This window comes from Streptomyces sp. GL_141, from assembly GCF_057834385.1.
The window spans coordinates 101677-118220 of record NZ_CM174402.1 but is presented as its reverse complement, the minus strand read 5'-3'; the positions used below and the strand labels follow the sequence as shown (position 1 = coordinate 118220).

Genomic DNA, 16544 nt, shown 5'->3' with positions numbered 1-16544 from the left:
CTGACCCCGTCCATCGTGTCGACCGGCCTTGATCCGTTCTCTTGACCCGCTGTGGCCGGTCGATCAAGATCCCCGCATGACCCTTCCCGGACTGCCCCGCGAAGACCGCGAGTCGAGCCCGTACACCGGCTACACCCGCGCCCACTGGGAGGCGGTGGCCGACGGGCTGCTGCGCGCGGCCCGGCGGTGGGCCACGCCGCGCGGGGCCCTGCTCGACCTGCCGGGACGGCCGTCGGTCTCCGGCGTGCGCTCCGACGGGCTCGAAGGCTACGCACGCACCTTCCTCGCGGCGGCGTTCCGGGTGTCCGGGGCCGGGGGAGCGGACCCGTACGGCTGGCTGGAGCGGTACGCGGACGGGCTGGCGGCGGGAACCCGGACGCCGGGCCGCGACGATGCGGAGTCCTGGCCCGTCATCCGCGACGTCCACGCGGGCGGCCAGCCGATGGTCGAGTCGGCGTCGGTGGCCCTCGGGCTCCGGCTGACCCGGCCGTGGCTGTGGGACCGTCTCGACGGCGCGGTGCAGGACCGCACCGAGGAGTGGCTGCGCGGAGCCCTGCGCCATGTGCCCAGCCCCAACAACTGGTACCTCTTCCCGTACACCGTGGCCGGGTTCCTGGAATCCGTGGGCCGCGGCGACGCCGAGACGGCCAGGGCCCGCAGCCGGGCCCTCGACCTCCTGGAGGGCTGGTACGCGGGCCAGGGCTGGTACGCCGACGGCGACGGCCGCGCCTTCGACCACTACAACGGCTGGGCGCTGCACCTGTATCCGGTGCTGGACGCCCACCTCGCCGCCGAGCCCGGCAGCCAACTCGACGCCCCCGCCCCCGCCCCCGCCCCCGCCGTGCCGCACCGGCCGGCCCCGCACGGCGACCGGCTGCGGGCCCACCTGGACGGCTTCTCCCTCCTCTTCGGGGCGGACGGGGCGCCGATCCACTTCGGGCGCTCCCTCACCTACCGCTTCGCCGCCGCCTCCGCCGTCGGCCTCGGCGCGGTCACCGGCCACACCCCGCTCACCCCCGGCACCTCGCGGCGCCTGATCAGCGGATCGCTGCGCTACTTCCTGGACCGGGGCGGCGTCGGCGCCGACGGCCTGCTGAGCCTCGGCTGGCACGGCCCGCACGGGGCGACCCTGCAACGCTATTCGGGTCCGGCCTCGCCGTACTGGGCCTCCAAGGCCTTCGTCTGCCTGCTGGCCCCGGCGACGCATCCCCTGTGGACGGCCACGGAGGAAGCCGCACCCAGCGAGGGTCCCGACCGGGTGCTCGCCCTGTCCGCGCCCGGGTTGCTCGTCCAGAGCACCCGCGCCGACGGGATCGTACGACTGCACAACCACGGGAGCGACCACGTCGGGCCGGACCAGCCGGAAGCGGCCCGCGACGAGGACCCGCTCTACTCCCGGCAGGCCTACTCCACCCGCAGCGGCCCCACCGCGAGCACCAACACCCCGGACAACCACCTCGCCGTGGTCGTGGCGGGCACCCGCAGTGTCCGGCGGCGCATCCACCCCCTGGGTACGGGTCAGGGCAACGGCTGGGGCTGGGCCGCCTCCTGGCACCGGCCGGTCTTCCCGGGCGGCCCGCCCACCGTCCCCGGCCTGCGCGTGGAGAGCGTCACCTTCGTCCGCGGCCGGCACGAACTGCGCGTGCACCGGGTGTACGGAGCCCCGTACGGAGCCCGCGTGGAACAGACGGGCTGGGCCACGGGGCCCGAGGAACCGCTGCGCTCCGAGCTCCACCCCGTGCACGGCTGGGAGGCCCGGGACGAGGCGAGGGCGCCGGCCGGGACCGCCTTCACCCGGTGGGCGGGCGTGCCCCGCCTGACGGCCGAGGGCGGAGGGACGCGCCTCTACGCGGCGCTGGCCGCGCTCACCGGCGAAACCGAGCCGGCGCCGATGGCCGGGGTGGTCACCGGGGTGACGGCGGACCGGGGTTCCATCGAGGTGCGATGGGCGCAGGACGGGTCACTGACCCGCATTGCCTTCGAGCCGCTCCGCGTGGAGCACCTGCCGCCCGCCGCCGGATAGCGGCGGCGGCAGGCCCCGCCCCCCGCCCCCGCCCCCGCCCCCGCCCCTCGCCTCGTGCCGACGCCGCGCCGACGTCACTGGTCCTGGATGCGCCGGAAGGGCCGGTCCGCCTCCAGCTCGAACGCGATCTCCAGCAGCTTCCGCTCGCCGCCGGGCCGCGCGGCGAACATGACGCCGACGGGCAGGCCGTCCGGGGTCGCGCTCGAGGAGGGCACCGAGATCGACGGAGTGCCGACGACGTTGTCGACCGGCGTGAACGCCACGTAGGCGAGGATCCGCTCGATCAGCTTCGCGTAGGGAACGGTCGGGCTGAGGTGGCCGATCGGCGGCGTGGTGTGGGCGAGTACCGGCGACATCACGAGGTCCAGCCCGCGGAAGGACGCGGCGTAGGCCTCCTTCGTGCGCTTCAGCCGTCGCAGTACGCCGGGAGTCCGCCGCCAGTTCCGCAGGTACTCCTCGCGCAAGCCCTGGCTGAGGCCGTCCATGCGGCGGCGGTCGAAGTCGGCGCCGAGGGTCCGGCCCGTGACGCCGAGGAGGAAGGACATCATCCCCCAGTAGGTGAGGAAGTCGTCGGTGAAGTTCGGATCCATACCCAGTTCCACCGGCTCGACGGTGTGTCCGAGCCGTTCGAGCGTCGTCACGGTTTCCGTGACCGCCGCCCGGGTGGAGGCGTCGGAGTGCACACCGTTCGGCGAGTCCAGGACGAACCCGATGCGCAACCGTCGCGCCGAAGGTCCCTCGACCAGACCCACGGGCGGCAGTTCGGGGCTGCGCCGGTAGGTTTCCGCGGCGGCGAGGAACGCGGCGGCGTCCCGCACGGAGCGGCTCACGACTCCGTCGGAGATGATGTCGAGCGGCAGCTGGCGGCCCAGGGCACTCGCCACGACCCGTCCACGGCTCGGCTTCAGGCCGACGAGTCCACAGCAGGCCGCGGGTATGCGGATGGAGCCACCGCCGTCGTTGGCGTGCGCGATCGGTACGGCACCGGCAGCGACCAGTGCCGCGCTGCCGCCCGAGGAACCGCCCGCCGAGTAGTCCGTGTGCCACGGGTTGCGGACCGGCTCCGCACCGTCGTACTCGGTGGTCGGGCTGAACCCGAACTCGGGCAGCCGGGTCTTGCCCAGGACCGTGACCCCGCTGCTCAGGAGCTGCCGGGTGAACGGCGCGTGCTGCTTGGCGGCCCTCGGCCGGAAGGAGGCGCTGCCGTGGCCCGTCGGCAGGCCCTGGTAGTCGGTGTTGTCCTTGACGAAGGTCGGTACCCCGGCGAAGGCGCCGCCCGTGCCGGCGGCGTGCACGGGACCGTCCACGCGTACCGGACCGTCCACGTGCACCTGGACCGCACTCAGCCGTGCGTCGACCGCCCGCACCCGATCCCCGGCGGCCCGGGCGGCCTCGGCGGGGGAGACCTCGCCCCGCCGGATCGCCGCGGCGAGACCGACTGCGTCGTGCTCTCCCAGGGCGTCGTCCCGGAACGCGTGCACGATGGTCGGTTCGTCGAAAGTCGTCACCGCTGCCTCAGCCTCCGCCGTGTGGATGGTCGCCCGCCATCATTGCCTACCGTCAAGTAACACGCGAGGACTTCTCCGGCCGAACATCATTTATGCTTCATGGCGGCCGCGGGGCGGTGGCTCGTCGCTGTCCGCGGCACCTACGGAACGGCCGGTCCGGCTCGTCGAGGAGGACCTCCTGCGTCCGGGCCCCGGCCCGGACGGGGACCGCATGACGCTGATCATGAAGATCCGAAGATCATGGGGAATCGAGCGACCGCCGACACGCGTCTCAGTGGGGTGGGGGCGCCCGGCCCACGCGCCCGCGAACAGAAGACCCCCAGGGAGAAGTGAGGAATGCCAGTGATCTGCGTCGGAGGCATGATCGGAATCGGCAAGACGAGCGTTGCCGAGCTGCTCGCCAAGGAGCTGGGCAGCGAAGTCTTCTACGAGAGCGTGGAAGACAACCCGATCCTCCCGCTCTTCTACACGGCGAGCCCCGAGGAGATCGAGGCGAAGCGCTACCCCTTCCTCCTCCAGCTGTACTTCCTCCAGACGCGGTTCGCCGCGATCAAGGAGGCGTACAAGCAGGGCGACAACGTCCTGGACCGGTCGATCTACGAGGACTGGTACTTCGCCAAGGTCAATCACGACCTCGGCCGGATCAGCTCCCTCGAGATGCGGGTGTACGAGGGGCTGCTGGGCGAGATGATGCGCGAGATCGACGGCCTGCCCTACCGCAAGGCGCCCGATCTCATGGTCTACCTCAAGGCGGACTTCGAGACGGTGCTGCACCGCATCGGGCTGCGGGGCCGCGATTTCGAGCAGGACGAGAGCCTCGTCGAGTACTACCGCGTGCTGTGGGCCGGCTATGACGACTGGGTGAACGAGCACTACTCGGCCAGCGAGGTCCTCGTCATCGACATGAATCACACCGATGTGGTGCACAACCCGGACGACGCGGCCCGCGTGGCGCGCGAGGTCAAGGACGCCCTGGCGGCGGGCCGGCTCCGGGGCTGACCGCAGATGTGGGAGCGCTTCAGCTCCTACGGCATGGTCGCCATCCTGGTGCACTTCTTCGCGGCCTCGAAGGCGGCCGGGGGCATGGGCTTCGACGCGAACCGCTCGATGGCGGTTGAGGGCGTCTACATGGCCGCGATCGGCCTGCTCGCGCTGCCCGGCGGCTGGGTCGCGGACCGCTTCCTCGGGGCCCGGAGGGACATGGGCATCAGCCTCGGCGCCCTGGTGGCCCCGCTGATCGTCGGCTACCTCGGCGAGCAGGTCGACTGGCACCTCGGCTTCGCCGCCGCCGCGATCGGCATGGCCTTCGGCCTCGCGCAGTTCGCCCTCGGCGGGCAGCGGACGGCCGAGACCTACGAGGAGCCCCGTGCCGTCCCCCTCACCCGGCGCGAACGCCGCAACCTGCTGCGCGCCGGGGGATCGTCGCCGTCGCCGTCGCCGTCGCCGTCGCCGTCGCGGCACTCGTCCTGCTCGCCGCCGACACCGGCCTGGTGAAACTCGACACGGGCACGTACGCGCTGACGGTGACCGGAATCGTCGTCCCGATCGGCTACCAGGCCCACATGTACCGCAGCCCCGCCATCACGCCGGAGGAGCGGATGCTGCTGAAGGCGTACATGTGGTTCTTCGCGGCCGCCGCGCTGTTCTGGATGATCTACGACCAGGCGGGCAGTGCGCTGAACCTCTTCGCCGCGGGGAAGGTCGACCTGAACCTCTTCGGCTGGGCGATGCCGACGAGCTGGACCCAGTCCATCGCCTCGGTGTTCGGGATCGCGCTGGCGCCGCTGTTCGCACTGTTCTGGGTGCACGCGGGCCGGAGGTTCTCCACCCCCGGCAGGTTCGCCGGGGCGCTCGCCCTGGCGGGCCTCTCCTTCCTCGTCATGGCCCTCGCCTCTTCGCGAGCCGCGGGCGGTGCCAAGGTCTCGCGGGCCTGGTCATGCTCGGCCGCTCGAAGTGGCTGCGCTCCCTGATCGGCGAGCACCGGCCCGGCGAGGCGCCGGCCGTGGTGCCGGCCGCGACCTGAGGCCGTGGTGTACGGCCGCCGCCTGAGGCCGCGGCCCCCGGCATCGCCGAGGCCGCGCACCGACGCACTGCGGACGCCATCCACTCGGGAGAGTTTCACGGAGATATCGCCATGTTTACGACATATTCTCGCCCCATGGGCTGGACGAGCACACTGAAGGACACCGCCCGCGCCGGCCTGCGCATCGAGCGGACCAGGCTCGAACCGCTGGTCACCCTGCGCGCGACCGCCGGTCTGGCACTGTCGGGGTCCGTCGCACTGTGGCTGTTCGGCGGGACCGCCGCCGCGGGCGCCGCCTACGGCGCCCTGCTGGGCGGGATCGCGGTGTTCCAGCGCAGTTGGCGGCCCGACCCCGTGCTCCCGGTGATCTCCGCGCTGACCCTCGGCGTCACGAGCTTCCTGAGCTACCTCACCGGCGGCTACCTCCCCCTCTTCCTCCTCCTGGTCGCCCTGTGGACCTTCCTCGGCGGCATGGCCTGGTCGCTCGGCGCCAACGCGGGCAGCCTCGGCACGACCAACGCCGCGGTCATGCTGGTGACCGTGACCCTGCCCGCCACCGTGACGCAGTCCCTGGGGCAGGCCGCGCTGATGACCGCGGGCGGCCTCGTGCAGGCGGTCCTGGTGGTGCTCTTCCCCATCCGCCGCTGGGGGCGGCACCGCGACGCGCTCGCCGACGCCCTGGCCGCCGAGGCCGACTACGCCCGCCGGCTCCGCGAGGACCCCGCCGCCCCGTTCACCCCGGGCCCCTTCGCCCAGGCCCGGGAGGCGGCCTCGCTCAGCCCCCGCCAGATGCGCCGCCGCCCGGCCCAGCTGCACGGCGCACGGGGCCTCGCCGAGCGGATCCGCCCGGTGCTCGCCGCACTCGCCGACCCCGCCGTCACCGCCGGCCCCCAGGACGGCCCCGCCCGCGCCCGGGCCCGCGAACTGCTCACCGCGGCGGCCGCGATCCTGGACACCGCGGCCGACGCGATCCGCCGCGGCCGCCCCGCGGAACTCCCGCCGCAGGCCCTCGCCGCCATCGAGATCCCCCCGGACGGCCCCGCACTCACCGGCGCGGCCGAGCAGTCGGCCACCCGGCTGCGCGCCCTGCTCCGCGACGTGGCCGAAACGGCCCGCGGCGACGGAGGCGGCCGGGCCGGCGAGAACCGCCGGCCGGACGACGGGGACACCCTCGTCCGCCCGCCCCTCCGCGTCGAGGCCAAGGACGCCGTCCGGACCGTACGCGGACAACTGCACCACGACTCCCCGGTGTTCCGGCACGCGGTCCGCGCCACCGTCGTCGTCGTGGTCGGTGACCTCATCGGCCGCGCCCTGCCCTTCGGACACGCCTACTGGGTCCCGCTGGTCGCCCTCCTGATCCTGCGCCCGGGCTTCTCCCACACCTACGGCCCCGCCGCGGCCCGCCTCGGCGGCACCGTCGCCGGTCTGATCATCGCCGGCACCGTCGTGCAGCTCGCCCACCCCGGACCCCTCGCATCCGGAACCCTCTCCGTGATCTGCGGCGGACTGATCCTGCTCTTCATGTACACCGGCTACGCACCCGTCCAGGCAGCCGCCTCCGCGTACACCGTCTTCACCCTCGCCATGGCCGCGTAGGACTCGACCAATCCGTGCCCGCACGCCTCATCCTGACCCTCATCGGCGGAGGCCTGGCCATGCTCGCCTACGCCCTCTACCCCGCCTGGGAGACCCCCCGACTGCGCACCCGCCTGGCCGACTGGATCAAGGCGGACCTCCTCTACGCCGCCACCGTCGTACGCCACTACGCCGAGCCCACCCCGCGGACCGCCCGCGAGACCCGCGAAGCCGTCCTGTCCGCCCGCGTCTCCGTCCTCGCCTGGCGGGGCGCCGTGGCCCTGGCCGAGAAGGAGCCCGTACGCCAAGGCGGGCTCTCCCGCACCGCGGAGGCCGGAGCCGAACAGGCCCTCGCCGAATTCGCCCACGTCACCATGCTCCTGGAAGCCCACCTGCCCGCCCCCGGCAGCCCCCGCCTCCCCTCGGCGGCCACCCTGGCCACCGCACTGCGGCAGTCCGCCGAGGACGCGGACCGTGCGGTACGGGACCACCGCGTTCCCAGCTGGGAACCGGTCCGCGCCGCACTCGACACCTGGCACGACGAGGACCCCGGGGGCGAGGCGGACCGCATGCTGCACCGCGCCGGAACCCTCCTCCTCGCCGCCCTGGAAGAACTCTCCACCGCTCTGGAGTACGCCTCACCCCCCATGACCACCGCGGGCGCAGCACCCCGAGCGCAGACGCCGGCCTGACCGCCCGCACCTCCCCGCGCCGCGGGGATCCCTCCTCACGTGCTCACGTGCTCACGTGCTCACGTGCGAGCAGAGCGAGGCGCTCGCGGCTCGTTCCAGGCCGGCGTCGCCCGGTGTTACTTCAGGTGCCGCCCGAAGAACCGGTTGCCGTCCTCCACCTCGAACCACGGTGTGCCGGTGTGCCCGCCCGGATTGGCGTGCAGCGTCTTCTCCTTGCTGCCCAAGGCGTCGAACAGGTCCAGGGCCCGCTGCCGGGGGTTCCCCTCGTCGTCCCACTGCAGCAGCAGGAGCAGCGGAACGGTGACCTGCCGGGCCTCCTCGCGCTGGGCGCGGGGCACGAACCCCCGGCGAAGAAGCCGGCGGCGGCGATGCGCGGCTCGACCGCCGCGAGGCGGATGCCGACGGCCATCCATCCCGAGTACCCGACCGGGCCGCCGATCCCGGGCAGCGCTAGGAGTGCGTCCAGGGCGGTCCGCCATTCCGGGACGGCCTTCTCGACCAGCGAGCCGACCAGGGACTCGAAGATCTCGTCGACCGGTTCGCCGGCCCGCATCGCCCGGCGGAGTTCGTCGCGCGCCTGCTCGTCGGCGGCGGAACGGGGCCGGTCACCGCACCCGGCGGCGTCGATGGTGGCCACCGCGTAGCCGGACGCCGCGGAGTGCCGGGCCCGGGCCACCAGCCGGGACTGGTTCCTGGGCAGGCCGTTGTTGTGGGCCATCAGGATCAGCGGGACCGGTACGGCGGACTCGGGCGTCCACAGGGTGCCGGGGATCTCGCCGAGGGTGAACTCGCGCTCGAGGACGCCGTCGTCGAGCCGCTGCTCAGAAGTGAATTCCATCGTCGTGCCTTTCGGGAGTGTCAGAGAGGCGCTCCCGGACGACCTATCGTCCGACCATGACCTCGGAGGGGAGCACCCATGTCGAAACTGCGTTCACGGGTACCACCTCCTCGTTCTCCTGCACGGCCACCGGGAAAGTACCAGTGGCCGCCGACGTTAAGGTGCTGACCCACGACACGAGGAGAGCCGGAGTGCCCAAGAAACCACGGGGGGAGGAAGCCCTCGCCTTGCTGCGCGACGAGCTTGCCGTGGGGCGATCGAAAACGATCGAGTCGACCACGCGAGCCACATGGCCGGCCTGGGTGCGATTCGCGCGGCACCGCTTCGGCGCGGTGCCGAGCCCCGAGTCCGACGGCTTGCTCTTCCAATACGGTACGTACGCCTCCACCGGGCGACCGATGTTCACGCTGGACCTCACCCGGCAGTTCGGCGTCAACGACGACGACGGCGAGCACGACCACTACGTACAGGTCCACTGCGAACTCCGCTACGAGCCCGAACCCGTCCTGGATGCCGCGGGAAGCTTCGACTCCTGGTTCTTCCACGACGCTGATGCGGACGTCGGCCAGTGGTTCGCCGCCATGGAGAAGCGTCTCGAACTGCTCCTGGATCGCGGGCCCTCCGAGATCGAGCTGTACGAGGAGCCCGTCTAGATGATTGATTCCAAGGGGTAGCCGTACGGACGCGAGGGTGCCCAATCTCAGTTTGTGACGACCGAGATAGACACCCTCGCAACTGCACTGTACGTGCGGGTCGATGACCTTTTGAAGGCTTCGCCGCATCTTGCTCCGTGGCGCCCGCGGGTCGGCCTGGAGCCGAAGCTCAGCGATGCGGAACTGGTCACCCTCGCGGTGATGCAGGCCCTGCTGGGCTTCGTCTCCGAGGCCCGTTGGCTGCGCCACGCCCACGCTCACCTGCGGCACCTCTTCCCGTACCTGCCCCAGCAGCCAGGCTGGAACAAGCGCCTGCGACGGGCGTCGGGCCTGGTCAGGCAGGTCCTGCGTGAGCTGGCCACCGACACCGCCCTGTGGACCGATGACGTGTGGATCGTGGACTCCACACCCGTGGAGTGCGGACGCTCCCGCGAGACCTCGAAACGCTCCGACCTGGCCGGATGGGCCGAGTACGGCTACTGCTCCAGCCACTCACGGTTCTTCTGGGGCCTGCGCCTGCACCTGGTCTGCACTCCGCACGGCCTGCCCATCGCCTTCGCGCTGACCGGAGCGAAGGCCGTCGAACGCGAAGTGCTGCTGGACATCTTCCACGTCGACCCGGGCCTGCTCGCAAACCGGCCACCACCGACGCTGCTGGCGGACAGGAACTACTACGGCCGTGCCTTCGAGAGGGACCTCGCCGACCTGGGCGTCCGGCTGCTGAGGCCGGCCCGCAAGGGTGAACCCGAGCGGGCCGGAGCCGAGCTGTTCAAGCCACTGCGCCAGCTGATCGAGTCGGTCAACCAGACCCTCAAGGGACAACTCGACCTCGAACGGCACGGCGGCCGCACGCCCGCCGGGGTCACCGTGCGCGTCCTACAGCGACTCCTCGCCCTAACCGCCGCGATCTGGCACAACCACAAGACCGGTGGACCAGTCATCCGATCACTGACCGCCTACGACCACTAAGGCCTTGGAATCAATCATCTAGACGACCCGGGCGGCCCCGGCGGCGTTGTCAGTGGGGCCGCCTAACGTCCCGCTCATGACGCGAACCGCACACACCTTCGCCTACGCCCGCCCCTCCTCGCTGACCTCCGCCGGGACGGGGCAGTCCCTCGGCCTGGAGACCGCGGGCGGCCTGACCCCGGCCGGGGCCGAGGCCCACCCGCAGTTCTTCGCCGGGTTCCTGAGTGCCCCTCAGGCGGCCGCACGCGCGCTGCTCGCCGTCGCGGACGTGGCCGCGGCGCGCTACCACCGGCCCACCCTGCGGGCTTCACTCGATCCGGTGGTCACCGGCAACGGCGACCGGTTGCGCTTTGAATCCTTCTCCGGCTGCTGCGGTGTGTACGCCCGGCTCGACGTGCTGCCCGAGGGTCTGCGCGGCGCCGACACCGGTCACGGCACCACCAACGTCGACGTCAACAATCCGCTGCGCGAGGCCCTGTCCCGGCTCACCGGAGACGATCCGCTGCACCTGCGGGTCGGCCCCGACGAGATGGCGGTCACCACCCTGGACGGCGCGGTCGTCGAGAAGAAGGTGCCGCTGCCCGACCGCTGGCTGCGCGGTTTCGCCGAATCCCAGGCCATCACCACCGGGTTCGACCTGCGTGCCGAACTGGGCGCCGCCGAAACGGCCCGTTTCCTGCGCTCCCTCCCGCGCACCAAGACGGGCGGCGCGGGCGGCCAGCTCTGGGTGGTTCCCGCGGGCCGTGCGCTGCGCCCCACCACCCGGCCCGTCCCCGGCGCGGTCTGCCTGCCCGGTCCCGAGCGCCTCGCCGCACTCCAGCGGGTCCTGCGCCAGGCCACCGGCCTGCGCGTCTACGGTCCCGCGGCGGACGGCGCCCACCCCACGGCCTCCGCCTGGGAGATCGGCCTGCCCGGCATGCGGCTCACCCTCACCCTCTCCCCGGAGGCAGCCCGCGGCTTCTCCGGCGAGGGAGCCGTCCTGGAGGCCCTCGCCACCGACGCGGCCGCCGAGGACGCCGAACTGATCTCCGTCCTGCTCGCCTGGGAACCCCGCATCGACCCGGCCGACCTCGCCGACCAGTCGGGCCTCCCGGTCGAGCGGGTCCGGGCCGCACTCACCCGCCTCGGCACCGCCGGACGGGTCGGCTACGACATCGCCGAAGCCGCGTACTTCCACCGCGAGCTGCCCTACGACGCCCGGCGAGCCGAACGTCACAACCCGCGCCTCGTCGCCGCCCGGGCGCTGCTCGGGGCCGGCGCGGTCACCCTGGACCGCTCCGGCACCTCCGTGGTGGCCTCCGGTGAACGCCGCTACCAGGTGCGCGAGTCCGGAGGCGCCCTCAGCTGCACCTGCCAGTGGTGGGCCGACCACCGCGGCCGCCGGGGACCTTGCAAACATGCCCTCGCCACCCGAATGGCCCTCCGGGCCGCCACCGACACCGCTGCCGGCGCCACCAGCGCCGCCACCAGCGCCGCGTCCACCGGAGCCGCCCGATGAACACCGCCTCCGCCCCCGAGATGGTTTCCACCGACGGCGTCATCGAAGCGGTCCGCAGGGGACGCATCGCCGAACTGCCCGGTCTCCTCAAGCCGTTGGACCGAAATCAGCGAAAGAACCTGCTCATCGGTCTGAAGCAGATGCGCGGCGAACTGCGCGCCCAGAGCTGGGACGACTGGCGGCAACGCGCCCGGGTGAACCAGGCCCTGCTGGTCGCCGGAGCCGGCTGCCACACCGGCGCGGCAGCGGCCGCCGCCTGGATCAGCGCCCGGGACCTGCGCCTCTGGGAGCTGCTGCCCACGGGCGTCCTGCTCGACGTCCTGGCTGACCGGGACCCCCAGTGGCTCGGCGACCTCGCCCACCGGCTGGCCGCCCGGGCCTCCACCGCCGAGCAGGATTACCCGCTGATCACCGAACTCGTCCGGCTCGCCGGCTGTCCGATGCCCACCACCGACGGCTGCGTCGAGGCCTGGGCGACGGCCGCGGAGTCCTCCCTCACCCCGTTCGACCACGCCCTGCGCAGCGACCCCCACGTCACCACCCTCGTGCCGTACCTCTTCGAAACCGCCGAGCCGGTCCGGTCCCTCAGGCAGCGCTGCGACCCGGACGATCCCCACCACTGGCCGTCAGCCCTGGCAGGCCTCGCCACGGCCGGCACCGTGGACCGTGCCGGGCTCCTCGACGGATGCACGGCCCGCCTGCTGCGCGGCGGCACGTACCGGCAGCTGAAGCCCTACCGGGCCATCTGGCAGGCGCTCCGTCCGACCGAGGAGGAGGAGCGCGAGCGCACCGCCGACTGGATCGCGCTGACCGCCGATGCCCCGTCCGCCGTGGCCGGGCACGCCCAGGGGACACTGGCCCGCCTCGCCGCGGCGGGCCACCTCACCCCCCGGCTGCTGGCCGAGATGTCGGCAGCCGTCCTCTTCCGCCCGGAGAGGAAGCTCGTCCGCGCCCAGCTGGTACTGATCGGCAAGGAGCTCCGCCGTGACCCGGCGGCCGCGCCCGAGCTGCTGCCGGTGCTCGGCGAAGCCTTCGGGCACCCCGACACCGACGTCCAGGAGCGGGCGCTCGAGCTGGCCGCCGCCCACCTCACGGACGACCCCGCACTCCACGCCGAACTCGCCGGGCAGGCCCGGTCGCTGAGCCCGGCGCACCGGACCCGTGCCGTCGGACTCCTCGGGCAGGACGCCGCCGCCCCCGCGGACGAGACCGCTCCCTACCAGGAGATCCTCCCGCCGCCCCCGGCCCCGGCCCCGCTCGCGCCGGCCCCCGGGACGGTACCGGAGGCCGTGGAACTCGTAGCCGCCGTCATCAACTCCCGCGCCACGACCGTCGAGGAGTTCGAGCGAGCCCTGGACGGGCTGGTCCGCCACGCCCACCGGGACCGTGCGGCCCTCGCCGCGGCACTGCGCCCGGCGCTCGCCGACCAGTGGTGGCTCGACCCCGAACGGGCCCACTGGTACACCGGCGAACTGGCCGGACTCGCACACGTCGCCGCCGCCGTCCTGGACGCGCAGCCGACGGGCGAACCACCTGAGGTGCTCGCGAGCTGGCGCAGCGACTGCCACCACCCGGCGTTCGCCGTCGCCCACCACGCGCGCCTGGCCGAAGCCGCCCGGCACCTCACGACCCGGCCGCTGCCCTTCCTGCTCGCCACCCCCACCGGGCAGAGCGGCACCCTGGATCCCCAGGTGCTCGTCGAGCGCCTCGCCGAGTACGAGCGCCTCGGCGAGCGGCCCGCCCCGGTGGACTTCGGGCAGGCTCTGCTGCGGGTCCGCCGCGATCCCCGCGCCCTGCCCGCCGCGGCAGCCCTCCGCACGCCGGAGGGGGACAGGCTGGCGGCCTGGCTCGGTGAAGCCGGAGAGGCCGCGGCCCTCACCCGCGGCACCGCACCGGCCGTGTCGTACGCGTACGGCGATACCCCGGCGCACCTCGCCTTCGACACCTCGGAACGCACCACCCTGCTCCGGGAGTTCCCGGACGCGTTCCACGAGCTGGCGCAGGCCCGCAAGGCCGCCGACCGCTGCTGGGACGGCAGGGACGAGAACCTGCTGATCGCGACCCTGCCCGAGGACCGGGAGACGCTGGCCGCATGGTGGCTCCCCGAGATCACGGCCTGCGCACTCGGCGAAGGGCGCGGCCGCCTCGCCGCGCTCCCGGGACTCGCCGCGGCCGGCGGACCCGCCGGTCCGGCCCTGCACCTCGCCGTGGCCACCGGCCTCGGCGCCCGCCACCCCGAGGACCGGCTCCGGGCCGTGGACGCGCTGCTCACCCTCGCGGCCCGCGAAGAGCTGGACACAGGGCGCCTGGGCAGCGACCTGGGCGAGCTCCTGAACCTGGGCACCGTCAAACCCAACCGGCTCGCCGACTCGTTGGGCACCGCCGCCGCGACCGGCGCCTGCACGACCACCTGGGCCGTCCTGGCCGCCGTGCTCCCCGTGCTGCTCACCGGCCGGGCCGACCCGCGGGGTACGGGGGACCTCCTCGCGACGGCAGCCGACTGCGTGGAGCAGTCGGGAGCGGAGTCGCCCGAGCCCGTGGGCCTCGTCGAAGCCGCGGCCCGCCCCGGCCGCTCCCGCCTGGTCACCCAGGCCTCCCGCCTGCGCGACGCCCTCCGCCGCAACGCACAAGGACCGGCTGGAGGACGTCAGTAGCGGCCGCCCTCGTCGAGCGCCATGGCAGCGCCGCCCTCCTCCACCACCACCACTTCCTGCGTCAGTTGGAGCGGTCGAGGATGTGGCGGAGGACGGCCGCGGCTTCGTTCGGGTTGCGCTCCAGCCAGTCGCCGAGGTGTCCACGGACGACCTCCTGGACGGAGGCGTCCGCTTCGGGATTGCGCAGCCTGGTCCTGGTGGCGCCGTCGAAGACGGGACGGACGAGCTGTACGGAGACGACCGCGGTCAGGCCGCGGTGAACGGCTTCGACCGTGATGTCCGCGTCGTCTGCGGACAGCTGCCGCCGACGGCGTGCGTAGTCGTTGAAGAGGTCCGTGAGCGCGGTACGGAAGCCCTGTTCGTGGGCGCCGCCCTCAAGAGTGCGGGTGCTGTTCGCGAAGGAGCGGAACTCTCCCGAGGACCAGGTGTTCCACTGCATGGCGACCTGCACGAGGACCCCCTCGCTCCCTTCCTCACCCTCTCCCGCACTCTCCGACTCGAAGGCGATGGCGGGGGAGTGGACGAAACTCGGCGGGTAGGGGTTGAGGTGGGCGACGTAGGCCCGAAGACCGTCCGGGTGGTGATGGCGGGCCGGCCGCTCCGGCCGCTCGTCGGTGAGCGAAACGGCCAGGCCCTCGTTGAGGAAGGCCAGTTCCCGGAGGCGCTCCGACAACGTGGCGAACGAGTACAGGGTGGTCTCGAAGATGTCGGCGTCGGGCAGGAACGCGAGCGCGGTGCCGTGTCCGCCGCTCTCCTCGTGCCTCACCAGGGCAGTGAGCGCAACGCCCTTCTCGTACTCCTGGGTCCAACGGTGGCCGTCCCGGTGGACCTCGACCGTGAGACGGCTCGACAGCGCGTTGACCACGCACAGGCCCAGGCCGGTGAGCCCGCCGGACATCCGGTAGCCGGTGCGGGGCTCGGAGCCGAAGGCCGATTCCGTCAGCTCGCGTTCGACGCCCGTCTTACCGCCGGGCTCCTGTACCTCGACGGGCAGGCCCCGCCCGTTGTCCGCGACGCGCACGCCCCCCGCCGGAGGCGCGCACGAGGCCTTCCCGGGCGGACCCGGGGGACCTTTTCCCAGGTATTTTCCGACGGGAACGGTCGGGCATACGAGTGACCTCGTACGGGAATTGAGGGACTGTGGGTCAGTGCTGGTCGAGGGGAAGGGCGATGTCGGTGACCGGCCGGTTCTTCGGGAAGGCGCCGAGGTCGCGTGCCGCGCCGGTCAACAGGTCGACCCCGTACAGCCGCCGGGCGCCCGCAGCGCCGAGGGCCGCGTAGCCGCTGTTGGCGGACTTCTCGGGGCTGTAGTAGATGTCGAAGCCGGCGTCGGTCCCTGCGTCGACTCCGAGGTTCCCGGTGGGGGAGAGGGTGCCCGCGTTGGCCGGGGACTGGATCGAGGTCCGGTCGGCCGTGGTGTCGATGTCGAACAGGGTCGTCGCGGTCGCCGCGTTGAGGTCGTTGTTGGTGTACGCGGCCCCGGTCACGCCGAGTGCCGTGGAGGGCGGCACGGTGGGGTTGGTGAGCGGTGCGTCCGTGGTCGTGGTGAGCGGTGCGGCCGCGTCGTCGATGTTGTGGCGCAGGTTCTGTCCCGTGTCGCTGATGACCCGCAGCCGGTTCGCCACCGGGTTGAAATCGACGCCGAAGGAGCTGCCTGCGAGGGCCACGGTCAGCTGGGACACCTTCACGGCGCTCGCGGACTTCGTGCTGAGCGTGTAGACGCCGCCCCGGTCGCCGACGCCGTAGAGCTTCTTGTCCTGGACGCGGAAGTCGATCCCGACGATCTTCATGTCCCCGGACAGGCCCGACATCTTCCCCAGGTCCCAGGTCCGGCCCGGCTTGTCGACGTCGAACTCGACGAGCCGCTGATCCGCGGTCAGCCCGATCGCGTGCAGCGCCGGCTTCGCCGCAGTCCGCTCTACGGGCCGATGGCCGTCGGCGATGGCGAGAGCGGGTACCGCCAGAGCGGCGGCAGCGGCGGTGCAGACGAGGGCGGGCAGGAACCGAGCATGCATGAGCACTCCTGGTGGGAGACGTTTGCGGCGTGTCACGACACCCGCGACACGTCCAATGCGCCTTCGGTGCCGGCGGCCTTCCGCATGGGTCCCGGC

The 16544-nt window shown here is 72.9% G+C and carries 13 protein-coding genes and 1 pseudogene; 10 read left to right on the top strand and 4 right to left on the bottom strand.

All coding sequences use genetic code 11. The features are described 5' to 3' along the window. The first annotated feature begins 76 nt into the window (after window positions 1–76). Window positions 77–2023 carry a DUF2264 domain-containing protein gene (locus AC3IX6_RS00470; protein ID WP_489368156.1) on the top strand — a complete coding sequence of 649 codons (1947 nt, stop codon included), beginning with the start codon at window positions 77–79 and terminating at the stop codon, window positions 2021–2023. Window positions 2024–2097: 74 nt separating this feature from the next. On the opposite strand, the gene AC3IX6_RS00465 is transcribed toward AC3IX6_RS00470, so the two are convergent. Next, complete coding sequence (locus AC3IX6_RS00465; protein WP_489368155.1) at window positions 2098–3531, bottom strand: amidase; 1434 nt, start codon at window positions 3529–3531, stop codon at window positions 2098–2100. A 336-nt stretch (window positions 3532–3867) separates the two neighbouring features. Here AC3IX6_RS00465 and AC3IX6_RS00460 point away from each other — a divergent pair, with 336 nt between their 5' ends. The 5 genes from AC3IX6_RS00460 to AC3IX6_RS00440 all read left to right on the top strand — a co-directional run bounded on the left by AC3IX6_RS00460 (window position 3868) and on the right by AC3IX6_RS00440 (window position 7821). After that, the gene (locus AC3IX6_RS00460; RefSeq protein WP_489368154.1) at window positions 3868–4530 is read left to right on the top strand and encodes a deoxynucleoside kinase; all 663 of its coding nucleotides are present in this window, start codon (window positions 3868–3870) and stop codon (window positions 4528–4530) included. 6 nt (window positions 4531–4536) lie between these two features. Then, window positions 4537–5025 (top strand): POT-type proton-dependent oligopeptide transporter, encoded by a 489-nt coding sequence (locus AC3IX6_RS00455; protein ID WP_489368153.1) that lies wholly within the window; start codon window positions 4537–4539, stop codon window positions 5023–5025. After that, entirely contained in the window at window positions 5022–5501 is a 480-nt protein-coding gene (locus tag AC3IX6_RS00450; protein ID WP_489368152.1) for a POT-type proton-dependent oligopeptide transporter, read from the top strand. The genes AC3IX6_RS00455 and AC3IX6_RS00450 overlap by 4 nt, the downstream gene beginning before the upstream one ends. A 188-nt stretch (window positions 5502–5689) precedes the next feature. After that, entirely contained in the window at window positions 5690–7150 is a 1461-nt protein-coding gene (locus AC3IX6_RS00445) for an FUSC family protein (RefSeq protein ID WP_489368151.1), read from the top strand. 14 nt (window positions 7151–7164) lie between these two features. Further along, on the top strand, window positions 7165–7821 hold the full coding sequence (locus AC3IX6_RS00440; RefSeq protein ID WP_489368150.1) for a hypothetical protein: 657 nt from the start codon (window positions 7165–7167) through the stop codon (window positions 7819–7821). A 116-nt stretch (window positions 7822–7937) separates the two neighbouring features. Here the strand turns inward: AC3IX6_RS00440 and AC3IX6_RS00435 are convergent. Then, window positions 7938–8659 (bottom strand): annotated as a pseudogene (locus AC3IX6_RS00435) (dienelactone hydrolase family protein). Window positions 8660–8850: 191 nt separating this feature from the next. On the opposite strand from AC3IX6_RS00435, the gene AC3IX6_RS00430 reads away from it, so the two are divergent. From AC3IX6_RS00430 to AC3IX6_RS00415, 4 genes are all read left to right on the top strand, one after another. After that, the gene (locus AC3IX6_RS00430; RefSeq protein WP_489368149.1) at window positions 8851–9312 is read left to right on the top strand and encodes a hypothetical protein; all 462 of its coding nucleotides are present in this window, start codon (window positions 8851–8853) and stop codon (window positions 9310–9312) included. A 54-nt stretch (window positions 9313–9366) separates the two neighbouring features. Next, entirely contained in the window at window positions 9367–10281 is a 915-nt protein-coding gene (locus tag AC3IX6_RS00425) for an IS982 family transposase (protein ID WP_489363493.1), read from the top strand. 76 nt (window positions 10282–10357) lie between these two features. Then, entirely contained in the window at window positions 10358–11779 is a 1422-nt protein-coding gene (locus AC3IX6_RS00420) for an SWIM zinc finger family protein (RefSeq protein ID WP_489368148.1), read from the top strand. Next, window positions 11776–14433, top strand: a complete 2658-nt coding sequence (locus tag AC3IX6_RS00415; protein WP_489368147.1) for a DUF7824 domain-containing protein — start codon at window positions 11776–11778, stop codon at window positions 14431–14433. The genes AC3IX6_RS00420 and AC3IX6_RS00415 overlap by 4 nt, the downstream gene beginning before the upstream one ends. A 61-nt stretch (window positions 14434–14494) precedes the next feature. Here the strand turns inward: AC3IX6_RS00415 and AC3IX6_RS00410 are convergent, their stop codons facing one another. After that, entirely contained in the window at window positions 14495–15454 is a 960-nt protein-coding gene (locus AC3IX6_RS00410) for a hypothetical protein (protein WP_489368146.1), read from the bottom strand. A 124-nt stretch (window positions 15455–15578) separates the two neighbouring features. Next, on the bottom strand, window positions 15579–16448 hold the full coding sequence (locus AC3IX6_RS00405; RefSeq protein WP_489368145.1) for a DUF4394 domain-containing protein: 870 nt from the start codon (window positions 16446–16448) through the stop codon (window positions 15579–15581). Window positions 16449–16544 lie beyond the last annotated feature (96 nt).

Bases quoted from the DNA above. Each gene is read 5' to 3' on its own strand.
- AC3IX6_RS00445 (WP_489368151.1), top strand. From the start codon at position 5,690: ATGGGCTGGACGAGCACACTGAAGGACACCGCCCGCGCCGGCCTGCGC.
- AC3IX6_RS00470 (WP_489368156.1), top strand. From the start codon at position 77: ATGACCCTTCCCGGACTGCCCCGCGAAGACCGCGAGTCGAGCCCGTAC.
- AC3IX6_RS00405 (WP_489368145.1), bottom strand. From the start codon at position 16,448: ATGCATGCTCGGTTCCTGCCCGCCCTCGTCTGCACCGCCGCTGCCGCC.
- AC3IX6_RS00415 (WP_489368147.1), top strand. From the start codon at position 11,776: ATGAACACCGCCTCCGCCCCCGAGATGGTTTCCACCGACGGCGTCATC.
- AC3IX6_RS00460 (WP_489368154.1), top strand. From the start codon at position 3,868: ATGCCAGTGATCTGCGTCGGAGGCATGATCGGAATCGGCAAGACGAGC.
- AC3IX6_RS00455 (WP_489368153.1), top strand. From the start codon at position 4,537: ATGTGGGAGCGCTTCAGCTCCTACGGCATGGTCGCCATCCTGGTGCAC.
- AC3IX6_RS00420 (WP_489368148.1), top strand. From the start codon at position 10,358: ATGACGCGAACCGCACACACCTTCGCCTACGCCCGCCCCTCCTCGCTG.